This is a genomic window from Nocardiopsis sp. JB363 (assembly GCF_900143625.1).
Lineage (GTDB): Bacteria > Actinomycetota > Actinomycetes > Streptosporangiales > Streptosporangiaceae > Nocardiopsis.
The window spans coordinates 40,182-57,385 of sequence record NZ_FRFF01000003.1; the positions used below are offsets into that span (position 1 = coordinate 40,182).

19 protein-coding genes and 1 pseudogene are annotated in these 17,204 nt (G+C 69.0%); 11 read left to right on the forward strand and 9 right to left on the reverse strand.

Features of this window, described 5'->3' with window-relative positions; translation table 11 throughout:
- Positions 1-145 precede the first annotated feature (145 nt).
- From xseA to BQ8420_RS00795, 5 genes and pseudogenes are all read right to left on the reverse strand, one after another.
- A pseudogene (xseA, locus tag BQ8420_RS00775) lies at positions 146-1,357 on the reverse strand (exodeoxyribonuclease VII large subunit); the annotation flags it as partial.
- Between the two features lie 63 nt (positions 1,358-1,420).
- The gene (locus tag BQ8420_RS00780; protein ID WP_143847046.1) at positions 1,421-1,690 is read right to left on the reverse strand and encodes a hypothetical protein; all 270 of its coding nucleotides are present in this window, start codon (positions 1,688-1,690) and stop codon (positions 1,421-1,423) included.
- 98 nt (positions 1,691-1,788) lie between these two features.
- Positions 1,789-2,643: an SDR family oxidoreductase gene (locus tag BQ8420_RS00785; protein ID WP_087095851.1), complete on the reverse strand. Its 855-nt coding sequence runs from the start codon at positions 2,641-2,643 to the stop codon at positions 1,789-1,791.
- Between the two features lie 127 nt (positions 2,644-2,770).
- Positions 2,771-3,319, reverse strand: a complete 549-nt coding sequence (locus tag BQ8420_RS00790) for a TetR/AcrR family transcriptional regulator (protein ID WP_087095852.1) — start codon at positions 3,317-3,319, stop codon at positions 2,771-2,773.
- 154 nt (positions 3,320-3,473) lie between these two features.
- Positions 3,474-4,217 (reverse strand): hypothetical protein, encoded by a 744-nt coding sequence (locus BQ8420_RS00795; protein ID WP_087095853.1) that lies wholly within the window; start codon positions 4,215-4,217, stop codon positions 3,474-3,476.
- Between the two features lie 298 nt (positions 4,218-4,515).
- On the opposite strand from BQ8420_RS00795, the gene BQ8420_RS00800 reads away from it, so the two are divergent.
- Together BQ8420_RS00800 and BQ8420_RS00805 are read left to right on the forward strand one after the other, a co-directional pair.
- Entirely contained in the window at positions 4,516-5,487 is a 972-nt protein-coding gene (locus tag BQ8420_RS00800) for a 4-hydroxy-3-methylbut-2-enyl diphosphate reductase (RefSeq protein WP_200815735.1), read from the forward strand.
- Positions 5,488-5,741: 254 nt separating this feature from the next.
- Positions 5,742-6,134: a VOC family protein gene (locus BQ8420_RS00805; RefSeq protein WP_087095855.1), complete on the forward strand. Its 393-nt coding sequence runs from the start codon at positions 5,742-5,744 to the stop codon at positions 6,132-6,134.
- A 4-nt stretch (positions 6,135-6,138) separates the two neighbouring features.
- Here BQ8420_RS00805 and BQ8420_RS00810 read toward each other — a convergent pair whose 3' ends face one another.
- Both BQ8420_RS00810 and BQ8420_RS00815 read right to left on the reverse strand, forming a co-directional pair.
- On the reverse strand, positions 6,139-6,723 hold the full coding sequence (locus BQ8420_RS00810) for a DUF4245 domain-containing protein (protein ID WP_087095856.1): 585 nt from the start codon (positions 6,721-6,723) through the stop codon (positions 6,139-6,141).
- A 49-nt stretch (positions 6,724-6,772) separates the two neighbouring features.
- A complete protein-coding gene (locus BQ8420_RS00815; protein WP_087095857.1) occupies positions 6,773-7,414 on the reverse strand; it encodes a TetR/AcrR family transcriptional regulator in 642 nt (213 codons plus the stop codon).
- Positions 7,415-7,585: 171 nt separating this feature from the next.
- Between BQ8420_RS00815 and glpX the strand changes: the two genes are divergently transcribed.
- The gene (gene glpX, locus BQ8420_RS00820) at positions 7,586-8,611 is read left to right on the forward strand and encodes a class II fructose-bisphosphatase (protein WP_087095858.1); all 1,026 of its coding nucleotides are present in this window, start codon (positions 7,586-7,588) and stop codon (positions 8,609-8,611) included.
- Positions 8,612-8,726: 115 nt separating this feature from the next.
- Positions 8,727-10,442 carry a hypothetical protein gene (locus BQ8420_RS00825; RefSeq protein WP_369825455.1) on the forward strand — a complete coding sequence of 572 codons (1,716 nt, stop codon included), beginning with the start codon at positions 8,727-8,729 and terminating at the stop codon, positions 10,440-10,442.
- A 61-nt stretch (positions 10,443-10,503) separates the two neighbouring features.
- Here BQ8420_RS00825 and BQ8420_RS00830 read toward each other — a convergent pair whose 3' ends face one another.
- Together BQ8420_RS00830 and BQ8420_RS00835 are read right to left on the reverse strand one after the other, a co-directional pair.
- Positions 10,504-11,325 carry an ABC transporter permease gene (locus BQ8420_RS00830; RefSeq protein ID WP_087095859.1) on the reverse strand — a complete coding sequence of 274 codons (822 nt, stop codon included), beginning with the start codon at positions 11,323-11,325 and terminating at the stop codon, positions 10,504-10,506.
- A complete protein-coding gene (locus tag BQ8420_RS00835; RefSeq protein WP_087095860.1) occupies positions 11,322-12,254 on the reverse strand; it encodes an ABC transporter ATP-binding protein in 933 nt (310 codons plus the stop codon). Before BQ8420_RS00835 ends, BQ8420_RS00830 begins: the two co-directional genes overlap by 4 nt.
- Before the next feature lie 400 nt (positions 12,255-12,654).
- Here BQ8420_RS00835 and BQ8420_RS00840 point away from each other — a divergent pair, with 400 nt between their 5' ends.
- The 7 genes from BQ8420_RS00840 (at position 12,655) to BQ8420_RS00865 (ending at position 17,098) form a co-directional block, all read left to right on the forward strand.
- Positions 12,655-13,644, forward strand: a complete 990-nt coding sequence (locus tag BQ8420_RS00840) for a lytic polysaccharide monooxygenase (RefSeq protein WP_087095861.1) — start codon at positions 12,655-12,657, stop codon at positions 13,642-13,644.
- 102 nt (positions 13,645-13,746) lie between these two features.
- Entirely contained in the window at positions 13,747-14,403 is a 657-nt protein-coding gene (locus BQ8420_RS00845) for a sensor histidine kinase (protein WP_087095862.1), read from the forward strand.
- On the forward strand, positions 14,372-14,638 hold the full coding sequence (locus tag BQ8420_RS33115; protein WP_304528875.1) for a response regulator transcription factor: 267 nt from the start codon (positions 14,372-14,374) through the stop codon (positions 14,636-14,638). Before BQ8420_RS00845 ends, BQ8420_RS33115 begins: the two co-directional genes overlap by 32 nt.
- Positions 14,635-14,949 carry a response regulator transcription factor gene (locus tag BQ8420_RS33120; RefSeq protein WP_304528874.1) on the forward strand — a complete coding sequence of 105 codons (315 nt, stop codon included), beginning with the start codon at positions 14,635-14,637 and terminating at the stop codon, positions 14,947-14,949. The genes BQ8420_RS33115 and BQ8420_RS33120 overlap by 4 nt, the downstream gene beginning before the upstream one ends.
- Positions 14,950-15,179: 230 nt before the next feature.
- On the forward strand, positions 15,180-15,677 hold the full coding sequence (locus BQ8420_RS00855) for a cytochrome ubiquinol oxidase subunit I (protein ID WP_369825456.1): 498 nt from the start codon (positions 15,180-15,182) through the stop codon (positions 15,675-15,677).
- A 641-nt stretch (positions 15,678-16,318) separates the two neighbouring features.
- Complete coding sequence (locus BQ8420_RS00860) at positions 16,319-16,663, forward strand: RNHCP domain-containing protein (RefSeq protein WP_087095864.1); 345 nt, start codon at positions 16,319-16,321, stop codon at positions 16,661-16,663.
- Between the two features lie 3 nt (positions 16,664-16,666).
- Positions 16,667-17,098: an RNHCP domain-containing protein gene (locus BQ8420_RS00865; RefSeq protein ID WP_087095865.1), complete on the forward strand. Its 432-nt coding sequence runs from the start codon at positions 16,667-16,669 to the stop codon at positions 17,096-17,098.
- The last annotated feature ends 106 nt before the right edge of the window (positions 17,099-17,204 follow it).

The following is a 17,204-nucleotide window of genomic DNA, read 5'->3' on the forward strand; positions in this document are numbered from 1 at the left end:
CCGTGGCCGCCTCCTCGGCCGGTTCTTCCGACTCCGAAGCCTCCTCCGATTCCGGAGACTCCTCCGACCTCGGGGGCTCTTCCGGCTCCGAGGACTCCTCCGGCTCCGGGGGCTCCTCCGGACCCGGCTCCGGACCGGTCGCGGGGTCGGTGTCCACCTCGTCCACGGTGGCGGTCAGACCGTCCTCGGCGAAGCGCAATCGCAGCTTCTCGCCCAGCTCGGGTTCGGTCGCCGAACGCACCACCGAACCGTCCTCGCGCTGCACGATCGCGTACCCGCGGGCCAAGGTGGTGGCCGGGGACAGCGCGTGCAGGCGCGCCTCGGTGTGACCCAAGGCCTCCTGGGCCCGGTCCAGCGAGATCGTCAGGCTGCGCCGCGCCCGATCGCGCAGTTCCAGGACCTGGTCCGTGAGACGTTCGGTCTCGCGCACCGGGTCGGCCAGCACCGGACGGGCCCGGATCCCCGCCAGCCAGGTGAGTTCGCGTTCCAAACCACCGCCGATCACCCGGCGACCGCGGTCGCGCAGCTGCCGGATGATCTCCAGCTGCTCCCCCACGTCCGGGATGGCCTTCTTGGCGGCGTCGGTGGGGGTGGAGGCGCGCACGTCGGCGACGTAGTCCAGCAGCGGGGTGTCCTGTTCGTGCCCGATCGCGCTGACCACCGGGGTGCCCGCCGCGGCCACGGCTCGCACCAGCGCCTCGTCGGAGAAGGGCAGCAGGTCCTCCATGGAGCCGCCACCGCGGGCGATGACGATGACGTCGACCTCGGGTCGCGCGTCCAGGTCGCGCAGGGCGTCGATGACCTCGCGGGTGGCGCGGTCGCCCTGCACGGCCACCGGGCGCACCTCGAAACGCACCGCGGGCCAACGACGGCGCCCGTTCTCCAGGACGTCGCGCTCGGCCGCCGAGTCGCGGCCACAGATCAGACCGACCGTGTTGGGCAGGAACGGCAGGGGGCGTTTGCGTTCGGGGGCGAACAGGCCCTCGGAGGTGAGGGTGCGGCGCAGCTGTTCGAGTCGGGCCAGCAGTTCGCCGATACCGACGTGCCGGATCTCCCGGGCACGCAGTGAGAACGTGCCCCTGAGCTGGTAGAAGTCGGGTTTGGCATGGACGACCACGCGGTCGCCGGGGCCTGGTGGTGGATCCTGACGGCGCAGCACACCCGTCTCACAGATGACCCGGACCGAGGCGTTGGCGACCGGGTCGCGCAGGGTCAGATAGCTCATCCGCCCACGCGAGTTGAGTTCGGCGACCTGGCCCTCGACCCAGATCGCGCCCAACCGGTCGACCCAACCACCGACCGCCTGAAGCACGGCCCGGACCGGCTGCGGTGACTCCGCGGAACTCTCCATACCCATGGGTCCAGAGCCTAGGCCAGGGTGGCGACAGTTCCCGATTCGACGGTGACCGTGGGCCGGGCGTCACCGGTTCGGCGCGGCCCGGTCATCGGAGCGGGAGCGCCGACGCAGGGCGGAGGTCGCGAAGAAGGATAGGAAACGCGCGACCGCGCGGGCCCGACGCGCCCGGGTGAACCTCCGACCGGAGATCGACGTTCCCAGCCGGGCCAGGTCGCCGATTCCGATCGTGAGCACGAGGCACAGCCCCTCGCCCTGTTCGGCGTCGAGGGGGAAGGCCTCGGAGCGCAACGTGGTCAATCCGGTCAGGAGTTCCCATGGGCTCCGAGAACGCACGGCCTTGGTCCCCGTGAACCGCCAGGGACGTCCTCACGTTCCTTCAGAGGGTGTCGGAATGGGGAACCGGGTGGTGGGCGGGGTGTCCGCTCCGGTGGTCAGGCCCCACCGAACGCGTCGGCGTGTTCGCGGGCGAAGTCGGTGACGTCGCGCGCGGGGCGTCCGGTCAGCTCGGCGACGGCGCCGTGCACCTCGGCGGCCTCTCCCCTGGCGTAGTGGGCGTAGTCCTCGACGAGGCCCGCCAGCTGCCACGGGGGGAGCACACCGGCGAGCGCTTCGGAGAACTGTTCGGCGGTCGCCTCCTGGAAGGTGATCTCCCGTCCGGTGGCCGTCGACAGCGCCCGGGCGATCTCGTCGTGGGTCACGGCCCTGGGACCGGTCAGGGTGTAGATCCGGCCGGTGTGCCCTTCGCCGGTCAACACCTCGGCGGCGGAAGCGGAGATGTCGCGGGTGTCGATCGCGCTCACGGCGGCGCCACCGATGGGCGCGGCGAACCATCCCTGCGCGATGGTCGCGGCGAAGCCGGTCAGGGCCTGGAGGTAGAGGTTGGGGCGCAGCACCGTGTGGTCCATGCCGAGCCGCCGCACGTGTTCCTCGACCTCGGCGTGCCAGCGCAGGAACCGCACCGGTGAGTCGGTGCGCGCGGCGTACTGCGAGAGCAGCACGAGGCGGCGCACCCCGCTCTCGTGGGCCAGGTCGGCGAACCGGATCTGGAGGGCGGCGGCGCCCTCCTCGGAGGGGCTGTTGAGGAAGGCCGTGTCGACGCCTTCGAGCGCGGCGGCGACCGATGCGGGGTCCTTCAGGTCGGCGACGACGTTCTCGACGCCGGGCACTGCCCGTCGAGGGTCGCGGGTCATGGCGCGGACCGTGGCGCCGCGCGCCTGGAGTTCGGGGATCAGCGCCGATCCGACGGTGCCGGTGGCTCCGGTCACGAGCACGGTGGGTGAGTTCATCTTCGAGGGTCCTCTTCCGGTCGGCGCCGAGGCGTGTTCCTCGGCGAGGGGTGGTCGGCGTTTTCAGGTAGTGAGTGATCACTATCAATAGGCGAAAAAAGGCGGGCCTCCCCCGCCCATGGGAAGCTCAGCTCCCGGAGGCCAGGAAGCGGTCGGCCCACTCGTCGGTCTCGGCCCGGCCGGGCAGCCCCATCGAGGCGGCCACCATGTACAGCATTCCGTCGGCGAAGAACTCGTGGGCCTGGTCGGTGTCGACCTTCGGCAGCGCCTCGAAGCGCTCGAAGACGTCCCGCGTCCACTCGTGCATCACGTCGCGGATGTCGGGGTCGTTGGCGGCCGCGTAACCCTGGAGCAGGATGAGCATCACCTCGCGGCGCTCCATCAGCACACCCCAGCCGTCCGCCATCGTCCGCAACGGTTCGTCCTCGGCCTTCTCCCCCGGAACGAGCATCTCCCGCTCGATGTCCGCGAAGGTCCTCTCCAGGACCGCGACGAAGAGTTCCTTCTTCGTGGAGTAGATCCGGAAGAGGTTGGGGTGCGAGATCTCGACGTCCTTGGCGATGGTCACGGTCGAGCCACCGTGCAGCCCCTTGTGACTGAACTCCTTCAACGCCGCCGCGAGGATCTGCTCACGACGCTGCTCGATACCGACCCGTGGTCTCCGCCCTGCCGTCATGATTGATAGTTAACACTCACTATCAAAAAGGTGTCAACCCTTCCGGTCGACGGAAAAGCGACCACGGCAGGGGCTCGGGGCGATCGACCCTCCCCCGGACACGCAGGGGGCGAGGGGCCGTCGGCCCCTCGCCCCCTGGTCCGCGAAACGGTACTCAGGCCCCGGTTTCGGCTTCGAGCTTGGCGATGCGGTTGTCGTACATCTTGATGAACTCCGGGCGTCCCTGGTGGGCCACCTCGTAGGCGCGCAGGTCGCGCACCTGCTCGATGGTGAGCTTACGCAGGCGGGCCCGGATGGACGGCAGGGTGAGCTCGTCGTAGGTCGGGACGGCCAGGTCCTCGACGGCCGGGGCGTTGCCCTTGCGGACCTTCTCCAGGACCTCGTCGCTGGCGACGGTGGTGTGCGCCTCGGCGGCGGTGAGCTCCTCGGCCAGAGCGGAACCGTCCTCGGAGAGGTCCACGGTGGCGGGGATTCCGGGCTCACCGCTGGACTCCTCGACCAGCTTCGCGGCCTCGGCGGCGTCGGTGGGCTCGGTGGAGTCCACGTCCGCGTCGGTGGCGGCCGGGGCGGGGGTCTCCGGGGTCGCCTCGGCGACCGGCTCCGGCTTCTTCTCCGCGGGCTCGGCGGGCTTGGTGGGCTCAGCGGGCTCGGCGGGCTTCCTCTCGGCCTCGACCTCGGTGTTCTCCGTGGTGTCGGCCTCCTCAGCGGCCTTCTCCTGCTCCTGGGGAGCCTCGTGGGTGGTCTCCACCTCGGCGCTCTCCTGCGCCTCGGTCGTGGACGCGGGGGCTTCGTCCTTCTTCTCCGGCTGTTCCGGAACGGTCGTGACGACCGGGTCCTTACGCCCGAAGATGCCCTTGAACAGGGAGGTCAGCTTCGTGACGATGGTCGGGTTCGACATAGGACGGGGGCTCCTGATGCTCTCGGCGTTGGGCCGGCGGCGCGCGTCCAGCAAACCAGGCAAGGCCGAGTTGAGGGCGAACCGCCTCATGAACTGATGCGATGGTGAACCAGGATAGATGAGGGAGGATCACCATAAGCGGGCCGGAAGTGAACGATTTCGCCACGTCGCGGCCCGACCGGGTACGTTCTGTTGCGGTGACGTCACCTGGTCGTGGCCTCCACGATAGCCATGTCCGCTTCGGTGCCGTATCCCACACCCACTTCCACATCCCACGATCGCACCTAGGATGTATCCCATGACTGCGATGACGACTGCCACGAACCAACGTCGTGTGCTCCTGGCCAACCCCCGGGGCTACTGCGCCGGTGTCGACCGAGCGGTCATCACCGTCGAGAAAGCCCTCGAACAGTACGGCTCCCCGATCTACGTACGTAAGCAGATCGTGCACAACACGCACGTCGTACGCACCTTGGAGGAGCGCGGCGCGATCTTCGTCGAGGAGACCGAGGAGGTGCCCGAGGGCGCCATCGTCGTTTTCTCCGCCCACGGTGTATCGCCCGCCGTTCACGAGCAGGCCGAGAAGCGTCAGCTCAAGACCATCGACGCCACGTGCCCGCTGGTGACCAAGGTCCACAAGGAAGCGCAGCGATTCGCCTCCGAGGACCGCGACATCGTCCTCATCGGGCACATCGGCCACGAGGAGGTCGAAGGCACCAGCGGCCAGGCCCCCGAGCACATCCAGATCGTGGAGAGCCCGGACGAGGTCGACAAGGTCCAGGTCCGCGACCCGAACAACGTGTCCTGGCTGTCCCAGACCACCCTCTCGGTGGACGAGACCAACCAGACCGTGGACGCTCTGCGCAAGAAGTTCCCGAACCTGCTGGCTCCGCCCAGCGACGACATCTGCTACGCCACCTCCAACCGCCAGGACGCCGTGAAGGCCATGGCGCCCGAGTGCGAGCTGGTCATCGTGGTGGGTTCGGACAACTCGTCCAACTCCGTCCGCCTGGTCGAGGTCGCCCTCGACGCCGGCGCGAACGCCTCCTACCTCATCGACAACGCCACCCTCATGGAAGAGGCCTGGCTGGAGGGCGTCACCACCGTGGGTGTGACCAGTGGTGCGTCCGTCCCCGACATCCTGGTGCGCGAGCTTCTCGAGAAGCTCTCCGCGCACGGGTACGGCTCCGTCACCCCGGTGACCACCGCCGAGGAGAAGCTCACCTTCTCGCTGCCCAAGGAACTGCGCCGCGACCTGCGCGCCGAGTAGCGCGAGGTGCGAGTACGACCTGCGTGACGAGCGGGCCCCGAGGAACCTCCGAGGTTGCTCGGGGCCCGTTTCGCGAGCGGGGGGTGGGCAGCACGAAGTCGGGGAAAGCCCGGGCTCCCCCGATAACAAGGAGACACCACTTCGCCGGGCGGGCGCCACCCCTGCCCCTCCCGCCTGTGGACAACTCACCGACGACCGCCCAGGGGCACGTAAACCCTTTGTGTCCGGTGCACGGGTGCACGATACTCACGCCCATGGTTTCGATAGTGCAGAACGTGGCGATCGACTGTGCGGACGCCTATGAAATGGCCCGGTTCTGGAGCGCGGTGACCGGCCGTCCCGTGCATCCGGAGAGCGAACCGGGTGACGCGGAGACCGAAGTGCTGTTGGCGGAGGGCCCGGTGCTGCACTTCAACCAGGTGCCCGAGTCCAAGGAGAGCAAGAACCGGATCCATCTGTGCCTGCGCCCGGAGACCACCCGTGAACGGGAGGTGGAACGGCTGCTGGAGCTGGGCGCCGCCTTCGTCGGCGACCACCGCGAGCCCGACGGCTCGGGGTGGGCGATCCTGGCCGATCCCGAGGGCAACGAGTTCTGCGTACTTCGCAGCGCGTCCGACCGAGAGGCCATGGGAGAGAGCGGCGCTTGACCGCTCAGGACTCCTCGGACTCCTCGGACTCCTCGGGTTCCTCGGAGGCCTCGTCGTCCTTCTCGGGGACGGGGTAGGTCTCCATGTGCTCGGCGAGGACGGCGAACTCGTCCAGGGAGGTACTGCCGGAGATGATCAGGGTCCGGTCGTCGCCGCGCTGGACGAGGGCGCCCCAGTCGTCGGACTCGAACTGCTCCCACTCCTGGTCGGCGACCATCACGGAACCGACCGGCTCCGCATCCTTGACGCGGTCGGCGATCACCGTCTCCGGGTCGTCATCGCTCTGGGTCAACATGGCGTGACTGTCCTGCGGTGTGGCGAAGCCGATGCTCCACGACACCGGGCCGGTCACGTTCAGGTGCGAACTGGTGGGGGTCCACCCGTCCGGCATGTCCTCCGAGGGCGCCGTCACCTCGTAGTCGGCGGACTGACGCATCACCTCGATGTCCGGGCGATAGTCCACGGTGGGGATGTTCTCGCCCGAACGCGTGGAGACAACGAAGGCCATCACCAAAAGGATGCCGACGACGACCCCGAGGGAGATGGCGTAGTTCTTGAAGGTGGCGTTGGCCCTGCTGTACTTACTCATGACCCGTCCAGCTTGCCGCAGGTCCACAGCCCCTTCGACCCGGGGTCCCTCAAGAGGGATCCTGGACGGAGGTTTCCGGGTGTTCGGGGCGGCGGTTGCGGGGTTCCAACTCGGTGAGCAGGCCGGTGATGTCGTCAGCGAGCTTGCGGGAGTCGATGTCGTCGCGGTTGACCACCTCGGCGACGGCCAGCAGCATCGATCCGCTCACCACGATCAGCAACGCCTCGTCGACCGGCTCGTCGGCCTTACGGAACAGCGCCACGTTGCGGTCGGTCCACTGGGTGAGCCGCGACCGCAGTTGGTAGTCGAACCCGGGAGGACCGTCGCCGCTGAAGAACAGCCGAGTGGTCTCCCTCTCCTCTATGGCGCCGAGCAGGTAGGCGTGGGCCGCGATGTTCATCAGCCGTGTGGGATCACTCTCACCGCCGGAACGAGCGTCGCGCACCGCTTGGTGGGTCCGTTCCTGCTGTCGCTGCTGGAATTCCTCGTACAGGGCGAGGTACAGGTCCGCCTTACCGGTGAAGTGGTGGTAGAGGCTGCCCACACTGGCGCCCGCGACCGAGACGACCTCGCTCACACCCGCCTTCGCGAACCCCACCGTGCGGAACACCTGGGTCGCCGCCTTCAGTAGGGAGGTGCGGGTGGCCGCGCCTCGCGAGGAGACCCGCGCGGGCTTGTCCGTCTTGTCCACTGTCACGCCCTCACTCCTGTCCGGCTCCCCGCCAGGGTAGACCGTCGCAGGCCACTGGGGGGCGGCTACATCCCGGTTGGACGCGCCCACCCGCGATGACCAGGGAACACCCGAGGTGACTACCCTAAGGCGTGAACTCCACCCTGTTCACAGACGGAAGGTGTCACCTCCATGTCGCAGCCCAGTAACCCACCCGCGCAGCACTCGGTGCCCGACCGCAACCTCGCGCTGGAACTGGTCCGCGTCACCGAGACCGCCGCACTGGCCGCGGGCCGTTGGGTCGGCAAAGGTGACAAGCTCGGGGCCGACGGCGCCGCCGTGCGCGGGATGCGCCACATGATCAGCACCGTGTCCATGAACGGCACCGTGGTGATCGGCGAGGGCGAGAAGGACAACGCCCCCATGCTCTACAACGGCGAGCGCGTCGGCGATGGCGGCGGGCACGACTGGGACGTGGCGGTCGACCCGATCGACGGCACCACCCTGGCGGCCATGGGCATGCCGAACGCCATCGCGGTGATCGCGATGAGCCCGCGCCACACCATGTTCGACCCGTCCGCGGTGTTCTACATGGAGAAGCTGGCCACAGGTCCGGAGGCCGCGGACGTGGTCGACATCGCCGCCCCGGTCGCCGACAACGTCCGCGCGGTGGCCCGCGCCAAGGGCAAGTCCCCGCAGGACGTCACGGTCGTCATCCTGGATCGTCCGCGCCACAAGCAGCTGGTGCAGGACGTCCGGGACGCGGGCGCCCGCATCAAGTTCATCAGCGACGGTGACGTCGCGGGCGCGATCATGGCGGCCCGCCCCGGCACGGGTGTGGACCTGATGCTGGGCATCGGCGGCACCCCGGAGGGCATCATCACGGCGTGCGCCATGAAGTGCCTGGGCGGCGTCATCCAGGGTCGGTTGTGGCCCAAGGACGACGAGGAGCGGAAGAAGGCGCTCGACGCCGGGCACGACCTGGACCGTGTCCTGTACACGAACGACCTGGTCACCTCCGACGACGTGTTCTTCGCGGCGACCGGCATCACCGAGGGTGAGCTGGTGGGCGGGGTGCGCTACGAGTCCACGGGTGTGATCACCGACTCACTGGTCATGCGCGGCCGCAGCGGCACCGTGCGCCAGGTGCGCAGCGAACACCGGCTGAGCAAGCTGTCCGCCTACAGCGGTGTCGATCTGACCTCCGCCCCGGAGTAGATCAGGGCCTCTCCGGATTCGGTCACCGGCGCCGCTCAGGCGGCGTCGGTGCTGTTCCCGGGGTTATTCTCGGAACCTTCCGACCTTGGACGGCGTCGTATTCCACACTGGCCGCGTGGCCGGTGATCCCTTCTTCTGCACCACCCTCGCCGGAGGTCCGATGTCCTACCCTGATCCCCCGCAGCAGCCTCAGTGGCAGCCGCCGCAGCAACCGGGACAGGCGTTCCCTCCCCCGCAGGGTCCCCAACAGGGCTTCCCGCAGGGTCCCGGTCAGCCCGGACCACCCTTCCCCGGTGGCCCGCAGGGCCCCGGCCAGCCTCCCTACGGCGGCCAGTACCAGGGCGCCCCGATGCCGCCCGGCGGCGACGGTCGCGGTGGCGGCCGTAAGTGGCTGATCCCCGCGGCGGCCGTCACCGCCGTCGTCTTGATGGCCGGCACCGTGTGGGCGACCGTGTCGCTGGTGAGCTTCGGTGGCCCGCAGCCCGAGTCGGTGCTGCCGGGCAACTCGGTCGCCTTCGCCAAGGCCGACCTCGACATCGACGGTTCCCAGGCCATGGACCTGCTCCGCTTCGTCGAGAAGCTCCCCGACGAGGTCAGCGAGGAGATCGGCGACGTGGACGAGGACGACACCTCGGCCCCCTTCGCCGAGGCGTTCGCCGAGTCCTACGACCTGGACCCCTCCGCGGTCGAGGGGTGGATCGGCCAGAAGGTGGGCGCGGCCTCCTGGATCACCGACAACCCGGAGTTCGAGTCGAGCGAGGGCGCGACCTACGCGATCGCCCTGGCGGTGAACGACGCCGGTGCCGCCGAGGAGCAGTTCACCGACCTGACGCAGTCCCACGACGTCGAGTACACGATGGTCGACGACTTCGTGGTGTTCACCGACCAGCCCGGCGGGATCGCCGACTACAACGACCAGATGTCGACCAACGGCGACCTGGAGAGCGACGACACCTACAGCGGTGACCTGGACGGCGTCGCCAGTGGCAGCATCGCCCTGGCCTGGGCCGACCTGGGAGCCCTGGGCCAGATCAGCACCATCGAGCAGGAACTGGCCTCGGAGCTCGGCTCCGCCGGTTCCCTCCAGGGCCGCATGACCGCCTCCTTCCGGGTCACCGGCGACTACCTGGAGGCGCGGATGGACGTGTTCGGCTTCGAGGTCGAGGGCACCGACGTCAGCTGGCTCGCGGAGGGGTCCGGGGCGAGCCTGGACGCCATCGGCGGTCTGCCGGAGAACACGACCGTCGCGTTGGGCGGCAGCGGCCTGGACCAGATGTTGGGCACCGCCTGGGAGAACGACGAACTGCCGTTCCTCGACGAGCAGGACCGGCAGAGCATGGAGACCGAGATGAACTCCATCGGCGCCCCGTTGCCGGAAGGGTTCACCTCCCTGTTGGGCGGTTCCACCGCCGTCGGCCTGTCCGACTTCGACATGGGCGGGATGAACGGTCCCGGAGCCGCAGCCGACCCGACGGTCGTGTTCCGTGCCGTGGGCGGTGACGCCACCGCTCTGAACTCGTTCGTCGACGAGATCGTGGCGAATCCGTACTCCTCCGTCCCGGCACCGACGGTGACCGAGGACGGCGACACCGTGGTCGTCACCAGTGGAGACGCCGGTGGTGGCGTGCTCGCCGACGACGAGGTCTTCCAACAGACCATGGCCGACATGGACGACGCCGTCATGGCCGGCTACGTGGACATGCGCCAAGCCGTCACGCGCGACGACGTCCAAGCCCCCGAGCAGTGGGGGGCGGTCGGTGTGGGTCTGAGCGTGGCAGAGGGCGGCGAGCGCGCCGTGTTCGAGCTGCGGTGGGCGCCCAGCGGCGCCTGACCCGCGAACCCGACCCGAGAGACGGCGCGGCGAGGAACCATCCTCGCCGCGCCGTCGGCGTTCAGTCCACGACCCGGCGTCGCATCTGGAACGCGGCCAGGTTCCACATCAGGAACGAGAACCCGGCCAGGACCGCCACGTGCAGCAGGGCCGTACCGGGTCCCAGTCCGCCGAACACGCAACCGCGGATGAGCTCGACCGCATGGAAGAGCGGGTTGGCCATGGCCGCGGTCTGTACCCAGGCGGGCAGTTCGGTGATCGGGAAGAACGTTCCGGCCACCAGGAACAACGGGGTGAACAGGCCGCTGAACACGTAGTCCATGGAGCGCACCGAGGTGATCACCGCGGAGATCCAGATGCCGAAGAGCGCGAAGGCGAACCCGGCGAGGAAGGCGACGAACGGCACCAGCAGCATGCCCGGGCCCGGTCGCAGGCCGAAGCCCATCGCGACGAGCAGCGGCACGCACCCGTAGACACCGGAGCGCAGGGCCAACCACAGCGCCTCCCCGGTCACCAGTTCGCGCACGTCCACCGGGGCGGCGAGGATGCCCTCGTAGGTGTGCAGGAAGCGGCGCTTGATGAAGGTGTTGATGACGGCGGGCATCATCGACTGGAACATGACCGACACGGCGACGATGCCGGTGCCGAGGAAGTCGATGTAGCTGAACCCGGCGAGGGTGCCGATGAGGGCGCCCATGCCGAAGCCGAAGCACAGCAGGTACAGGGTGGGCTCGACGATCGCGGCGAAGGTGGTGGCCCGCCAGGACTGCCCGTAGAGGATCCACTCCCGGGCGACCACCCCCAGGACGGCGTCGGCCTCGAACCGGCCGGGGCGGGTGTGGCGCTCGGGTCTTGCGTCCGCGCGCTGTTGCGTCAGGCTCATACGACGGCCTCCCCGGTCAGGGTCACGAAGACGTCCTCCAGGTTGGCGGCGCGTCGTTCGGGTTCACCGAGGCGGTCCCGGAGGGAGTCGGGGAGTTCCTCGGCGCGTAGGACGGACAGGCTGGTGCCGGTGCGTCGGGTGTCGAAGCCTTGTTCGTGGACCAGGCGTTCGAGTTCGGCGATGCCACCCGAGCCCTGGGGCGTGTACTCCTCCACGGTGGTGCCGGCGTACTTGGCGACGAGGTCGACCGGGGTGCCGCGTTCGACGACCCGGCCCTTGGCCATGAGGGCGACCTCGTCGGAGAGGCGCTCGGCCTCCTCGATGTAGTGGGTGGACATCAGGACGGTGACGCCCTCGTCGCGCAGTGCGGAGATGACGCCCCACAGGTCCTGACGCACCTGCGGGTCGAGGCCGACGGTGGGTTCGTCCATGAGGACGAGTTCGGGGCGGTGCAACAGGGCCCGGACGATGAGCAGCCGACGGCGCATGCCCCCGGACAGGTCGTCGACGGGGGTGTCGGCGCGGTCGCTCAGTTGGGCCAGGCGCAGGGTGCGTTCGATGGCCTCGCGGCGTTGCCGGCGCGGGACCCGGTACAGGAACGAGAACATGCGCAGGTTCTGCTCGACGGTGAGTTCCTCGTCGAGGTTGTCGTGTTGGGGGACGACACCCATGCGGGCGCGGGCCCACTTGGACTCGGCGGGGATCTCGTGGTCGAGGATCCTGATCGTGCCCTCGTCGGCGATCGCCTGCGCGGTGAGCATCTTCATGGTGGTGGACTTGCCGGCTCCGTTGGGGCCGAGCAACCCGAGCACGATTCCCTGGGGCACTTCGAGGTCGAGGCCATCGACGGCGGTGAGGGGGCCGAAGCGCTTGACGACCCCGCTCAGCCGGATCGCCGGTACGTGGCGTCCGGGCTCTGGTGTGGTCATGGAAACACAGTAAGGAGAGCCGGCTCGGGATTTCCACTGGTTTTCCGAGCGGATCGCGTGTCCGTTTTCCGGGGGTTTCGACCATTGCGAAAGAAGGGCGTCATCGCCCTTTAGAGACACACTGCCGCAGCTCGGGTCAGAGTTCCATAATCAACCGAAAACAAACCTTACTGATCGCAGGATCATCCGTCAAATCCACAGGTCAGTGCCTTTTATCAGGCGAAAGCTTCCTTTTCGGATTCATGTCTGTATAGTCGCCACCCACACCTTTCGGACGGGCTGGAACCCCATGACCCTTGCGCTCATGGACTGTCCGAAAGGTGGTCCCTCCAGCCCGGACGACCGTGCGGGTTCGCGACCCGCACGGCCCCCGCTAGTCCACGACTTGAGGAGAACCCCGATGAGGTTCGGACGACTCGCCCGTTCCGCCGCCGTCCTGGTGGCCGCCCCCATCGCCGTCACCGGTCTGGTGGCCGCACCGGCGCAGGCCCACGGAACCCTGGGCGACCCGATCAGCAGGATCGCCGCCTGCTACGCCGAGGGCCCCGAGAGTCCCCGGTCCGAGATGTGCGTCCGGCTCGTGGAGGAGAACGGCACCCAGCCGCTCTACGACTGGCACGAGGTCAACATCGCCAACGCCGACGGGCAGCACCGCGAGATCATCCCCGATGGTCAGCTGTGCAGCGCCGGACGCGACAAGTACTCCGCCCTGGACAACCCGGGCGATTGGGCCAGCACCGCCGTCACCGAGCTGCCCTCCGGCTCCGAGTACACCTTCGACTACACCGCGGCGGTCCCCCACGCCGGCTACATCGAGTACTACGTCACCACCGACGGCTGGGACCCGAGCACCCCGCTCACCTGGGGTGATCTGGAGGCCGAGCCGTTCGCCGTCGACGACCAGCCGGTCGCCGAGGACGGCAGCTACACCATGACCGCCCAGCTCCCGGAGAAGAGCGGCCGGCACCTCATCTACACGGTCTGGCAGCGCACCGACAGCCCCGAGGCGTTCTACAGCTGCTCCGACGTCACCTTCGGTGGTGAGGGCGACGCGGTGAACACCGCCGTGGAGGAGACCGAGGCGTTCTCCGTGGACCCGGCCGCCCACGAGGACCTCGACCACGACCACGGCGACCACGCCGCCGAGGCCCCGGTCGAAGAGGACGCCGAGAGCGCCGAAGGGGCCGAGGCCGCGGAGGAGCCCACCGAGGAGAAGGCGGAAGAGCCCGAGGAGGCGCCCGCCGCCGACCACGGCACGCACGCCTCCGGCGGCTCGGAACTGGCCGAGACCGGCACCGCCATCACCGGTCTGTTCGTCACCGCCATCGCCCTGATGGCCGCCGGCGCGGGCGCCCTGCACCTGGCCCGCAAGCGCCGCGGCACCGTCTAGGAACCCCTGGTGCCATCGGTGCCCCGGTCGAGCGGGCAACGGCTCGACCGGGGCACCGACAAGACCCGAGACTCCCCCCGGGCCCTGCGCTAGGTTGGGCGTATGCGTCTCGGCCTTCCCCCCTTGGACCGGCGCACCTGGATGGACGCGATCGCCATCGGCGTCAGCGCCCTGTACCTGTCCACCCATCGCCGCCTGGTCGAGGCCTTGGGCGAACGGGCGGAGCGGGCCGAGAACGAACAGCACCTGCGCACCGAACGGGCCCGCGCCGAGGAACGTGCCCGGCTGGCCAACGAGATGCACGACATCGTCACCCACAGGGTCAGCCTGATCGTGCTCCAGGCCGGCGCGTTGCGCGTCACCGCGACCGACGACGCCGTCCGCTCCGCGGCCGAGGAAATGCGCGGCACCGGGTACCGAGCCTTGGGGGAACTCCGCGACCTCACCGGGGTGCTCTCCCAAGGGCACGGGCTCGAACCCCTCACCGACCCCGACCCCCGTGCGCTCGTCGAGGACACCCGCCGCACCGGCACGCCCGTGGAACTGGAGACCAAGGGCGACCCCTCATCGGCCTCCCCCTTGGTCGCCGCCACTCTGTACCGGCTGCTCCAAGAATCACTGACCAACGCCCACAAGCACGCTCCCGGGTCACGGGTTTCGATCCAGCTGTCCTACGGGCCCACCGCTTCGCTCCCACCTGCGGACCATCCTGAGCGTCGACCCGGGCATCGACGTCGTCGGCCAAGCGCACGACGGTGACGCGGCCGTCGAAGCGGTACGGCGCCACCGACCCGACCTCGTCCTGATGGACCTGCGCATGCCCATCCGTGACGGCATCGGCGCGACGGAGGAGATCACCTCCCTGACCGCGCCGCCGGTCGTGGTCGCCCTGACCACCTTCGACACCGACGAGTACGTACTGCGCGCCCTGCGCGCGGGAGCCGCGGGTTTCCTCCTCAAGTCCACCCCGCCGGAGGAACTGGCGGCTCTGTGATCCGAGTCGCCGCCCAGGGGCACACGGTGATGTCGCCCGAGGCCACCCAGCGCCTGATCGTCTCAGCGCGGACGGACCGGAAGCACCGCCTGGACCGGGCGACGTTGGTGTCCACCCTGACCGACCGGGAGGTCCAGGTCCTGACCTGTCTGGGCGAGGGCCTGACCAACGGACAGATCGCCCGACGCTTCTTCCTGACCGAGGCCACGGTCAAGGGCCACGTCTCCCGGCTCTTGGAGAAGCTCGGCTGCGGCAATCGGACCCAGGCCGGGCTGCTCGCCTACGAGGCCGGCCTCGATCGGAACCGGTAGGAACGGCCGCTCCCGAACGACCGCCGGGCGCGACACCACGTGGTGAACCCCTTTACCGCCAGTACATGAACTCACCGTGTGCGTCGACGACGCCCGACCGGGAAATTCGGATCGCTACTTTCGTAGGGGGCGTCCCCTCCTTTCCGATCTTCCGAATCCACACCCTTTCCCGATGGAATATCGGTGGCGGCCGGAATTCTCCGGCCCCGTCATGGGGAGGAACTGTGGATGTGCTGGACCTCGCACGGCTTCAGTTCGCGATCACCACGAACCTGCACTTCGTCTTCGTCGCACTGACGCTCGGGCTCGTCCCGATGGTGGCGATCATGCAGACCCGGCACACGTTCACCGGACGTGATCGCGACGAGCTGTCGACCCGTTTCTGGGGGCAGATCTACCTGATCAACTATGCCCTGGGAATCGTCACGGGACTGGTCCTGGAATTCCAGTTCGGCATGAACTGGAGTGGGCTGTCACATTTCTCGGGGGACGTCTTCGGAGCCCCTCTCGCCATCGAAACGGTGTCGGCGTTCTGGATCCTCACCGCGAACTCCTACCTCCAGAACCCGGTGGGGTCCCGGGTGGTGGACGGCCGTCTGGTGCTCATCGCCCTCGCCCCGCTGCCGGTGGTGGCCTCCGCCCTGGGATGGGTCGGCAGCCGTGGCTGGTGTACGAACACCTCACCGTCGCGGAGGGGCTTTCTCCCCATGTCTCCGCACCGATGGTGATCGGTCTCCCTCGTGGTGTTCACCCTGGTCCTGGGCTCGCTCACGCTGACCGACGTCGTCCTGATCCTCAAGGCCGCCGCCCGGGCCCCGGCGACGTCCTCCTGGGCTCGAAACCGGTCGAGCCAGAGCCCCCTTCCCCCGTCTCGATCTCCGGAGAGAACACATGAGCGTCCTATGGTTCGTCGTCTTCGTGACGGTGCTGGTCGGTTACCTCCACCAACACCCTTCTGGTCCTGACCGTGTTCGCGCTGCCGTGCTACACCCTGGTCGTGGCGGTGCAATGGTGGGGGCTGCGCTGGATGTCCCGGAACTTCGAGCGGGCCGAGTCGACCCGGCGATCGTTCTTCTGAGGGCCGCGCCGCCGTGTTCCGGGTGGGCCATGGAAAACCCGTTGCCGTGCCCGGGACCGCCCGGCTACCGTCGACGGGACGGATCGGAACACGGACTCGATCCGGGGCCAGGCTCCCCGGACGTTAGGACAGGTGGGTATGCCCCGGAACGCGCCGAGCGCGCCTCACAGCCGCGCGGGCCTGAGCCTGCCCCGAGTCCCCTCGGCCGGCTGAGCCGGAACCCGCCCCACGTCGAGACCCGCTCGGCACTCTTGCTGACCCAAGCCTGTCCTCTCAGCAAGGAGTTTCCGGGTGTCCAACACCGAACCCGACTTCATCTGTCTCCACTGTGGTCTGACCGTGTCCGCCTTCGCCCCCGACGGCGACGAACGCGACCACTGCCCGAGCTGTCTGACCTCCCGGCACGTCCACGACCAGCACGACGACGGTGTCTCCGACTGCGCCGCGCGCATGACGCCCCTGTCCGTCGTGGTCCCGAGTGATGGGCGCTGGCGACTGGTCCACCGATGCGTGGGCTGTGACGAACTGTCCGAGGGCGTCGTCGCCGGCGACGACAGCCCGCTCCTGCTCATGCGGATCGCCGTACGGCCCTTGGCCGAACCGCCGTTCCCGCTCGAACTCCTCGGGCGGGTGTGAGCCATGGGCCGGCGCGACCACCGCGGACCTCGGCGACCGCAACGCCGCAAGACCGTGCTGCGCGCACGGGGTGAACAGGGACGTCGCGCCGGCCCGGCGGCGGAATCCTTCCGCTGCGCCGGGTGCCGACTCGACGTGCCCGCCCGCGCGGTGGGCTCAGCCCATCGCAACCACTGTCCGCACTGCCTGACGAGCCTGCACGTCGACGGTCGGGTCCCGGGTGATCGGACCTCCGACTGTGGGGGGCGGATGACCGCGGCCGGACTCTTCGCCCGCCCGGACGGGGAGTGGATGCTCATCCACCGGTGCGCGTCCTGTGGTGAGCTGAGCGCCAACCGGGTCGCCGGCGACGACAACGCCCTGGCCCTGGTCCGGCTGGCGGTGCGGCCCCTGACGACGTCGGAGGCGGCCCGTCGGACCCTGGCCCACCTGTGATCCTCGTTCGCACATCCATGACCTGCGCCGATGTCAACATGACACGTGCAACACCGTCAACCCAGGGTGAGGTGCTTCGGGTTCTCTCGGGTCTGGCAGGCTTGAG